The 9100-nt window shown below is 65.2% G+C and carries 9 protein-coding genes; 8 read left to right on the top strand and 1 reads right to left on the bottom strand.

What is annotated here, in order from left to right:
* Positions 1–208 precede the first annotated feature (208 nt).
* The 8 genes from BMW49_RS12040 to BMW49_RS12005 all read left to right on the top strand — a co-directional run bounded on the left by BMW49_RS12040 (position 209) and on the right by BMW49_RS12005 (position 7933).
* Positions 209–889 carry a thermostable hemolysin gene (locus BMW49_RS12040; protein ID WP_069520115.1) on the top strand — a complete coding sequence of 227 codons (681 nt, stop codon included), beginning with the start codon at positions 209–211 and terminating at the stop codon, positions 887–889.
* Positions 873–2339 (top strand): AMP-binding protein, encoded by a 1467-nt coding sequence (locus tag BMW49_RS12035; RefSeq protein ID WP_069520116.1) that lies wholly within the window; start codon positions 873–875, stop codon positions 2337–2339. The genes BMW49_RS12040 and BMW49_RS12035 overlap by 17 nt, the downstream gene beginning before the upstream one ends.
* Positions 2326–2979, top strand: a complete 654-nt coding sequence (locus BMW49_RS12030; protein WP_069520117.1) for an iron-containing redox enzyme family protein — start codon at positions 2326–2328, stop codon at positions 2977–2979. Before BMW49_RS12035 ends, BMW49_RS12030 begins: the two co-directional genes overlap by 14 nt.
* Positions 2980–2989: 10 nt before the next feature.
* The gene (locus tag BMW49_RS12025; RefSeq protein WP_069520118.1) at positions 2990–3781 is read left to right on the top strand and encodes an SDR family oxidoreductase; all 792 of its coding nucleotides are present in this window, start codon (positions 2990–2992) and stop codon (positions 3779–3781) included.
* A gap of 10 nt (positions 3782–3791) precedes the next feature.
* Positions 3792–4442: a tetratricopeptide repeat protein gene (locus tag BMW49_RS12020; RefSeq protein WP_069520119.1), complete on the top strand. Its 651-nt coding sequence runs from the start codon at positions 3792–3794 to the stop codon at positions 4440–4442.
* Positions 4443–4575: 133 nt separating this feature from the next.
* Positions 4576–5232: a response regulator gene (locus BMW49_RS12015; protein WP_069520120.1), complete on the top strand. Its 657-nt coding sequence runs from the start codon at positions 4576–4578 to the stop codon at positions 5230–5232.
* A gap of 38 nt (positions 5233–5270) precedes the next feature.
* A complete protein-coding gene (locus tag BMW49_RS12010) occupies positions 5271–6695 on the top strand; it encodes a sensor histidine kinase (protein WP_083251796.1) in 1425 nt (474 codons plus the stop codon).
* 482 nt (positions 6696–7177) lie between these two features.
* Positions 7178–7933, top strand: coding sequence for a substrate-binding periplasmic protein (locus BMW49_RS12005; RefSeq protein WP_069520121.1), 756 nt, complete (start codon positions 7178–7180; stop codon positions 7931–7933).
* Here BMW49_RS12005 and BMW49_RS12000 read toward each other — a convergent pair whose 3' ends face one another.
* Entirely contained in the window at positions 7934–9094 is a 1161-nt protein-coding gene (locus BMW49_RS12000; RefSeq protein ID WP_069520122.1) for a phospholipase D-like domain-containing protein, read from the bottom strand.
* Positions 9095–9100 lie beyond the last annotated feature (6 nt).

Here is a 9100-nt window from a genome sequence, read left to right as displayed (position 1 = left end):
CCACCGCCGTAGCCTGGGTCGAGCGTAGCGACACCCGGGGCACCCTCTCCCGGGTATCGCGCAGCTCAACCCAGGCGAACTGCTGCCGCATCACCAACAGTGCGTGAAACCTTGCGCTGCAGCGCTCGAAACATTCTGCAAACGCTTAATACAGCGTTAAGCCAGCGCGCCACACAATCACCCCAGGTCTTCACATAGAGGTTCCGCCATGGAACTGCCCTGGGCGCATCCGTCTCACATTCAACCCCTGGCCTGTATCGGTCGGCAGGCGCCACTCGCGCTCTACCTGAGCGACGTTGAAAGCCCGCGTCGGCCGGCCCTGGAAGCCTTTATCCAGGCGCGTTTCGCCGAGCAGCATGGCGCACGCGTGCGACATTTCATGCCCTGCCTGCTCGGCCTGGAGGACAGCGCCGGCACCCTGCTGGCAGCCGTCGGCCTGCGCAGCGGTGCCAGCGGCCCGTTGTTTTTGGAGCGCTACCTTTCGCAGCCGGTGGAGAGCGCCCTCAGCGGCCAGCCGGCGCGCGCGCAACTGGTGGAGGTCGGCAACCTGGCAGCCAACAGCCCCGGCGCGGCCCGCCTGTTGATCGTCGCGCTGACCGACCTGCTGGTGGCCCTGGGCTTTCGCTGGGTCACCTTTACCGGCACCACCAGCCTGCTCAACAGCTTCCAGCGTCTGGGTTTGAGCCCGCAGCCCCTGGGCCTGGCCGACCCGCTGTGCATGGGCGAGGAGCTGGCCGACTGGGGCAGTTATTACGACTGCGCGCCCCAGGTGATGGCCGGCGATATCTACAGCGGCCACCAGCGCCTGCTGCACCTGGGTGCCTATGCGCGCCTGGGCCACCAAGCCCTTTATGCCCCCGAGGAGATGCTCGATGTCGCCTGCCGCTGAGCACCTGTTTAAGCGCCTCGCCGCCTGGGCCGAGCGCCCAGCCCTGCGTGAAGGCGAGCGTTGCCTGAGCTATGCCCAGTTGCTCGCGGAGGTGGCCGCGCGCCGCGCCTTGCTCACCACTTACGGTGCCCAGCGCGTGGCCCTGGCCTTGGACAACGGCATCGACTGGGTGCTGTGGGACCTGGCCGCACTGCACGCGGGGTTGGTGTGTGTGCCGCTGCCGGGGTTCTTTTCCCCAGGCCAGCAACAGCATGTGCTCGACAGCGCGGCCATCGACTGCATGATCGGCGCCAGCGCGCCGGGTTTCAGCGCCGTGGCAGAGGGCATTTACCGGCGTGCCGTGGCGCAACCCACGGCCCTGCCCGGTGGCACCGTGAAGATCACTTACACCTCAGGCACCACCGGCCAGCCCAAGGGCGTGTGCCTGGACCTGGCCACGCAACTGGCGGTGGCCGACAGCCTGGTCGCGGCCAGCGCCAGCCGTGAGGTGGCGCGCCACCTGTGCGTGCTGCCCCTGGCCACCCTGCTGGAAAATATCGCCGGGGTGTATGCGCCGCTGCTGGCCGGCGCCTGCGTAGAGCTGATGCCGATGGCGCAGATCGGCCTGAGCGGCGCCAGCGGCTTCGACTTGCCGCGCTTTCTCCAGGCGCTGCAGACGGCCCAGCCGCACAGCCTGATCCTGCTGCCGCAACTGCTGCTGGCGCTGGTCAGCGGTGCCGAGCGCGGCCTGCCGCTGCCTGCCTCGCTGCGCTTTGTGGCGGTGGGTGGCGGGCGGGTCTCGGCGCAGTTGCTGGAACGCGCTGATGCCTTGAAGCTGCCGATTTTCGAGGGCTACGGCTTGTCCGAATGCGCCTCGGTGGTGTGCCTGAACACGCCCGAGCAGCGGCGCCTCGGCAGTACCGGCAAGCCCCTGGCGCACCTGCAAATCAAGCTGGCCGACGATGGCGAAGTGCTGGTCAAGGGCGCGCACATGCTCGGCTACCTCGGTGAGCCGGCGCCGCCTGGCGACTGGCTGGGCACCGGCGACCTGGGCCATTTCGAGGACGGTTTTCTGGTTTTGCACGGACGCAAGAAGCACCAGTTCATCACCGCGTTCGGGCGCAACGTCAACCCGGAATGGGTCGAGTCCGAGCTGGTTCAGCAATTGCCCATCGCCCAGGCCTGGCTGCACGGCGAGGCGCTGCCGAGCAACGTCGCGGTACTGGTCGCACGCGTTCCCAACACCCCTGACGCGCAGTTGCAGGCAGCGGTCGATACCGCCAATGCGCAACTGCCCGATTACGCCCGCGTGCACCACTGGCTGCGCGCCGATGCCCCCTTCAGCGCGAGCAACGACCTGGCCACCGCCAACGGCCGGCTGCGCCGCGCTGCCTTGTTCACCCATTACCGTACGGCCATCGAACACCTGGCCAACGTATCCTCTCCTGGAGAAGCCCATGTCGTTCTTTGAAACCCTGCAACAGGCCACCCACGCCGAGCGCCAGGCGCTGCTCAGCGCGCCGATCATTCAGCAAGCCATGGGCAGTACGGTCAGCCTGGACAGTTACGTGGCCTTCCTCACCGAGGCCTATCACCACGTCAAGCACACCGTACCGCTGCTGATGGCCTGCGGCGCACGCCTGCCCGAGCGCCTGGAGTGGCTGCGCGGGGCCATCGGCGAATACATCGAGGAGGAATACGGCCACCAGGAATGGGTGCTCAACGACATCGCCGCCTGCGGTGCCGACAAAGAGGCCGTGCGCAATGGCCAGCCGCGTCTGGCTACCGAGCTGATGGTCAGCTACATCTACGACACCATCGCCCGACACAACCCGGTGGGCTTCTTCGGCATGGTGCATGTGCTCGAAGGCACCAGCATCGCCCTGGCCACTCAGGTCGCTGGCGTGGTGCAGGATCGCCTGCAACTGCCAAGCACCGCGTTCAGCTACCTGAACTCCCACGGCAGCCTGGACCTGGAGCACGTCGAGTTCTTCAAAACCCTGATGAACCGCCTCGACGACCCAGCCGACCAAGCCGCCGTGGTACACGCCGCCAAGGTGGTGTACCGCCTCTACGGCGATATGTTCCGCAGCCTGCCGCTGTCGGCCTAGGAGCGTGACCATGCAACTTTCCGAATGCCGCGCGCTGATCACCGGCGCCAGCGGCGGGATTGGCCAGGCCCTGGTCGAGCACCTGCTGGCCAATGGTGCGCGCCTGCTGTTGGTTGGGCGTCAGGTCGACGTCCTCAGGCTGCTGGCGCAGCAAAACCCCGGGCGCATCGAGGTGGTCGAAGCGGACATCACCAGCCGTCAGGGCCGCGATGCCGTAGCCGCTGCCGCCCAGCGCTTCGGCGGGCTCAATACCCTGATCAACGCGGCCGGGGTCAACCGCTTCTGCCTGCTTGAGCAGCATGACGAGCAAGACCTGGCCGAGCTGATCGGCCTGAATGTCACCGCTACCCTGCAACTGACCCAGCGCCTGCTGCCGTTGCTGCAACAACAAGGTCGCGCGCTGATCGTCAACCTCGGTTCAACCTTCGGCTCCATCGGCTACCCCGGTTTCAGCGCCTACTGCGCAAGCAAGTTCGCCCTGCGCGGCTTCTCCGAGGCGCTTCGCCGCGAGCTGGCCGACACCCAGGTCAAGGTGCTGTATTTCGCCCCGCGCGCCACCCGCACGCCGATGAACGACAACACCGTGATGGCCATGAACACGGCGCTCAAGGTGGCCATGGACGAGCCGCGCGACGTGGCCGCGCAACTGGCCCAGGCCATCGTGCGCGAACACGAGGAGTCTTACCTCGGCTGGCCGGAAAAACTCTTCGTGCGCCTCAACAGCCTGCTGCCACGCCTGGTCGACCAGGCGCTGCGTAAGCAGCTGCCGACCATCCTGCGCTTCGCCCGTCGCCACCCCTGAGGATTACCCCATGAACCTGTTACGCCCCGCCCTTTGCCTGCTGCTCGCCCTGTCCAGCCTGCCCGCCTTTGCCCTGAGCGACGGCGGCCAGGAAAAGCTCCACGCGCTCCAGCAGCGCTGGGCCGAGATCAATTACCAGACCCCGGCCGAGGCCCGCGAAAAAGCCTTCGCCAGCCTCAGCGAGCAGGCCGACGCTGCCGTCAAAGCTGAGCCCAAGGCTGCCGAATTGCTGATCTGGCGCGGCATCATCCTCAGCACCTACGCTGGCGCCAAAGGCGGCCTGGGCGCCCTGGGCCTGGTCAAGGAGGCCAAGGCCAGCCTGGAACAAGCCCTGGCCCTGGATGCCAAGGCTCTTGAAGGCTCGGCCTACACCAGCCTGGGCAGCCTGTACTACCAGGTGCCCGGCTGGCCGGTCGGCTTTGGCGATAACGACAAGGCGGCGGCTATGCTCAAGCAGGCGCTGGCGATCAACCCCAAGGGCATCGACCCCAACTACTTCCAGGCCGATTTCCTGTACCGTAACGGGCGCTACGACGAGGCCAGCACGGCCTTAAACAAAGCCCTCGAAGCCGCTCCCCGCCCCGGCCGGGAAGTGGCCGATGCAGGCCGTCGCAGCGACATCGCCACCCTGCAACAGAAGATCGCTGCAGAGCAGGATTAAGCACCGTCCGAGGGTCGGCCCCTGCAAGGGCGCCTGGCCTTTATTCGCACACAATCGCGAATAAAGGCTAGGCGCCCCCTTCGCTCCTACAGGGACAACGGTTAACTCAGGCAGAACCAATAGGAAACACAGCATGCGTATCTTGCTGGTCGAAGACGACACTGCCCTCGGTGAGGGCATCCGCACTGCCCTCAAGCCCGAGGGGTACACCGTCGACTGGTTGCAGGATGGCGCCAGCGCGCTGCATGCGCTGACCCACGAAAGCTTCGAGCTGGCCATTCTCGACCTCGGCCTGCCGCGCATGGATGGTCTGCAGGTGCTCAAGCACCTGCGCGCCGCGGCCAACCCGGTGCCGGTGCTGGTGCTCACCGCCCGTGACGCCACCAGCGACCGCATTGCCGGGCTGGACGCCGGCGCCGACGACTACCTGATCAAGCCCTTCGACGTGGCGGAGCTCAAGGCCCGCCTGCGCGCCCTGCTGCGGCGCAGCTTCAACCGCCCACAACCGGTGTTCAGCTACCGTGGCATCAGCCTGGACCCGGTCAGCCAGGCGGTGAGTTACCTCGACAAACCGGTCAACCTGCCGCGCAAGGAATTCCTCCTGCTCCACGAATTGCTCGCCCAACCGGGCCGGGTGATGACCCGCGACAAGCTGCAACAGGCGCTCTACGGCTGGGACGAAGAGGTCGAAAGCAATGCCCTGGAAGTGCACGTGCACCACCTGCGCAAGAAATTCTTTCCTGAACTGATCCGCACCGTACGCGGCGTTGGCTACCTGGTGGACAAGTGAAACTGCTGCGCTCGATTCGCACCCGCCTGCTGGTGCTGATGCTCACCCTGCTGACCCTGGCCCTGAGCCTGATCAGCCACAAGATTTACAGCGACGCCAGCCACGAGGTCGAGGAGCTGTTCGACGCCCAACTGGCGCAGACCTCGCGCATGCTTATGGGCCTGGTCCGCCACGATCTCTCGAGCGACTCGCGCCGACGCCTGCAGGCGGCGCTCGACGAAGCCCTGTTGTTGCAACACAGCCCACGGCAGATCGACAGCATGTTGGGCCACGGTTACGAGAGCAAGCTGGCGTTCCAGATGCTTGACGACAATGGCGAGCTGATCTTCCAGTCGGCCAGTGCCCCCGAAGGCCTGCTGACCGAGATGATCGCCCAGCTCGACAGCAGCCTGCCGCCCAGCGACGAGCCAATGAGCGCGCGTCTCAGCCGTCTGGCCAAGTACCTGGTCGGCTACCACACCCTGACCCTGGGCGAGCACCGCTGGCGGCTCTTCGTACTGCACGACAACACCGACCACCACTGGGTACTGGCGGGTGAACGCGAGGATGTGCGCGGTGAACTGGCTGACAAGATCGCCCGCCGCAGCCTGCAACCGCTGCTGATCGGTCTGCCGATACTGGGGCTGCTGCTGTGGCTGGCGGTGGGCTGGGGCCTGAGCCCGCTGCAACGCCTGGCCGAGCTGATCAAGGCGCGTGCGCCGGACAACCTCACCCCGCTGCTGCTGCCGCCGCTGCCCAGCGAGCTGGAACCCATGGGCGCAGCGCTCAACCGCCTGCTGCTACAGGTCAACCAGTTAGTCGATCAGGAAAAACGCTTTATCGCCGACGCCGCCCATGAACTGCGCACGCCCCTGGCGGTGCTGCGCATCCATGCACAAAACGCCCTGGAGGCACCCGACCCACTCGACCGCGACGAAGCCCTGCGCCAACTCGGCAACGGCGTCGAGCGGGCGACTCGGGTGGTCGCACAATTACTGACCCTGGCGCGCCTGGACCCCAACGTGGCGCAACTGGCCATGGCCCAGCTCGACCTGCTCGGCTACCTGCGCAATGAGCTGGCCGAGCTGACCCCGCTGGCCCTGGCGCGCAACCAGGAGCTGACCCTGGAGGCACGTGACGGCGACGACTATCGCCTGATCGCCGATGCCCCGAGCCTCGGTACGCTGCTGCAAAATCTGGTCAGCAACGCCGTGCAATACACCCCGCTCGGCGGGCAGATCCGCGTGCTGCTCGAAGCCGACGCCCACAGCCTGACCTTGCGCGTGCAGGACAGCGGCCCGGGCGTGGAGCCCGCCCTGCGCGAGCAGTTGTTCGAGCGTTTCTTCCGCCTCGGTCAGGGCCAGGGCGCCGGGTTGGGCCTGTCCATCGTGCGCCGGGTGGTCGAACTGCACCGCGCCAGCATCACGTTGGACGACTCCCCCCTGGGCGGACTGCAGGTGAGCGTGCGTTTGCCACGCCAATAACTATCGATTGATACAGATCGATAGCCGATAAACATTAGAGCCATAGTCACATTCGACTGCCCTGACGCCGTGTTGGGCGCCATCATCGGCGCCCTCAGTCACATTCAGGAGCCCAGTCCATGGCTTTTATCCGCCGCCTCATCCAACGCCCACGTCCGCTCAACCAACCGCAAGAGCAGATACCTACCGTGCAACACCCGAATTTCTGGATGTACCTGTAGGAAGATTCCTCACGGCATACAGGCTTGGGCGTCGCCTGCACGAGCACTTGTGTAGGAGCGAAGAGGGCTAGCCTTTATTCGCGATAATGTCGCGAATAAATTCGCTCCTACAATTGATACAACCACTAATGCGATAAACCTGTAGAAAGTTGTCGCTACACGATATAGCGGCACCTAGTCACAGGCTGGTACGCCCGTCCTCTATCTGTCTTAGCCGTGCTGTACAGTTATTGCACTTGGCCTTTACGGATAGGGGTGTCTATGGGAATTCGCAGCTGGCGTTATGGCTGCATGGTGCTGATTGCGCTCTGGGGCGCAGCAAGCGCGGCGCAGCCATTGCGCAGTGGTGGTACCGATTGGTACCCCTACAGCTACGAGGATGATCAGGGGCAAGCCAAGGGCATCGCCGTGGATGTGGTGAAACGGGCTATGGCACAGAACGGCCTGCAGATGGAGTTCCTGTTCTACCCGGCCAACCGCCTCAACCTGCTGCTCGATAACGGCACCCTGGACCTTAACTACGCTGATTCACCGGCCTGGAATGCACCGGACGCGAGTAGCCGTTTCGTCTATTCGCGCCCCTACCTGCGGGTGCGCGAATACCTCTACTTTCTCAGTGCTCATCCTGAGCGCCACTCGCCCCTTGTGCAGTTGCAGGGGCTGCACATTGGCCTGATCCGCGGTTATAGCTATCCACGGCTCGCGGATATGCAGTTGCAGGTGGTCGAAACCTCGGAGGATGCGGCATTACTCGATTTGTTGTTGCGCGGCCGGGTGGATGCAATCGTCATGGCCGACGACGTACTGGCTAACTTGCTCGCGACCCGCCAACTCGACCCAAAGCGCATCACCCGCAGCGTGCAGCTGAGTGATGCGCCTCTGGTGATCAAGTTGCAGCGCCAGTTCAGCGACCAACTGCCCGCACTCAACGCAACGCTGAAAAAGCTGATGGACAGTGGCGAAGTCGAGCGTATTCGCCGCGAGTACCTGTCCAGAGACGCCAACCCTGCGCAGTGACTAGCGCCGCCTATCCAGCACATTGACCACCAACCGATCCAGCCAGCCCCACAGACGTTGCTGAACCCGCCGCCACAGCGGCCGGGCACGCCACTGTGCCAGGGTCACAGCCTCGCTCTGGGCAAAGTCAGCATGCAGGCTCTCGGCCACCGCGGCGGTCAGCTCAGGGTCGAGCGCCTCCAGGTTGGCATCCAGGTTGAAGCGCAGGTTCCAGTGATCGAAATTGCATGAACCGACGCTGACCCAATCGTCGATCAGCACCATCTTCAGGTGCATAAAACGCGGCTGGTACTCGAAGATCTGCACGCCGGCCTTGAGCAGGCGCGGGTAATAGCGTTGACCGGCAAAGCGTACCGGTGGGTTATCGGTGTGCTGGCCACTGAGTAGCAAGCGCACCTCGACGCCGCGCGACGCCGCTTTACGCAGTGCCCGACGAACCTTCCAGGTCGGCAGAAAATAGGGCGTGGCCAGCCAGATGCGCTGCTGCGCGCCGCGTATCGCCCGCACCAGGGACTGCAGAATATCGCGGTGCTGCTGGGCGTCAGCGTAGGCCACGCGGCCCAGGCCGGTGCCCACCGCTGGTGCCAGGGGCAAGCGTGCCAGCCCCGGCGAGGGGCGCGGACGCCAGGCAAAGCGCCCATGGCAAGCCTGCCACTGGCGGTCGAACAAATGTTGCCAGTCCGCTACCAAGGGCCCAGCCATGGCCACCATGACCTCGTGCCAGGGGCTGACGGCTGCGGCCGGGTCCCAGAACTGGTCGGTGGAGCCGGTGCCGCCGACAAAGCCGACCTCGCCATCGACCACCAGCAGCTTGCGATGATCGCGGTACAGGTTGCGCACACCGCGGCGCCAGCGCAGCGGGTTGTACCAGCGGATCACTACGCCGGCGGTCAGCAGGCGCTGACGGTCGTCGGCCAGGAGTTTCTGGCAACCAAAATCATCGAACAGGCAGCGCACCGGCACACCACGCTCGGCGGCCGCGCACAGCGCATCCACCAGGCGTGTGGTGCAGGCACCACTTTCGATCAGGTATTGCTCCAGGTCGACCTGGTGCTGCGCCGCGTCGATGGCCGCCAGCATGCGCGGGAAAAACAGCGGCCCATCAATCAGCAACTCGAAGCGATTGCCCCGCCGCCAAGGGAAGATCGGCCCAGCGCTCATGCGCCA

It is taken from the genome of Pseudomonas cuatrocienegasensis, from assembly GCF_900110925.1.
Classification (GTDB): domain Bacteria; phylum Pseudomonadota; class Gammaproteobacteria; order Pseudomonadales; family Pseudomonadaceae; genus Aquipseudomonas; species Aquipseudomonas cuatrocienegasensis.
This window is presented reverse-complemented; position numbering and strand designations above follow the sequence as displayed.

Bases quoted from the DNA above. Each gene is read 5' to 3' on its own strand.
- BMW49_RS12020 (WP_069520119.1), top strand. From the start codon at position 3,792: ATGAACCTGTTACGCCCCGCCCTTTGCCTGCTGCTCGCCCTGTCCAGC.
- BMW49_RS12030 (WP_069520117.1), top strand. From the start codon at position 2,326: ATGTCGTTCTTTGAAACCCTGCAACAGGCCACCCACGCCGAGCGCCAG.
- BMW49_RS12000 (WP_069520122.1), bottom strand. From the start codon at position 9,094: ATGAGCGCTGGGCCGATCTTCCCTTGGCGGCGGGGCAATCGCTTCGAG.
- BMW49_RS12015 (WP_069520120.1), top strand. From the start codon at position 4,576: ATGCGTATCTTGCTGGTCGAAGACGACACTGCCCTCGGTGAGGGCATC.
- BMW49_RS12025 (WP_069520118.1), top strand. From the start codon at position 2,990: ATGCAACTTTCCGAATGCCGCGCGCTGATCACCGGCGCCAGCGGCGGG.
- BMW49_RS12005 (WP_069520121.1), top strand. From the start codon at position 7,178: ATGGGAATTCGCAGCTGGCGTTATGGCTGCATGGTGCTGATTGCGCTC.
- BMW49_RS12035 (WP_069520116.1), top strand. From the start codon at position 873: ATGTCGCCTGCCGCTGAGCACCTGTTTAAGCGCCTCGCCGCCTGGGCC.
- BMW49_RS12010 (WP_083251796.1), top strand. From the start codon at position 5,271: ATGCTCACCCTGCTGACCCTGGCCCTGAGCCTGATCAGCCACAAGATT.
- BMW49_RS12040 (WP_069520115.1), top strand. From the start codon at position 209: ATGGAACTGCCCTGGGCGCATCCGTCTCACATTCAACCCCTGGCCTGT.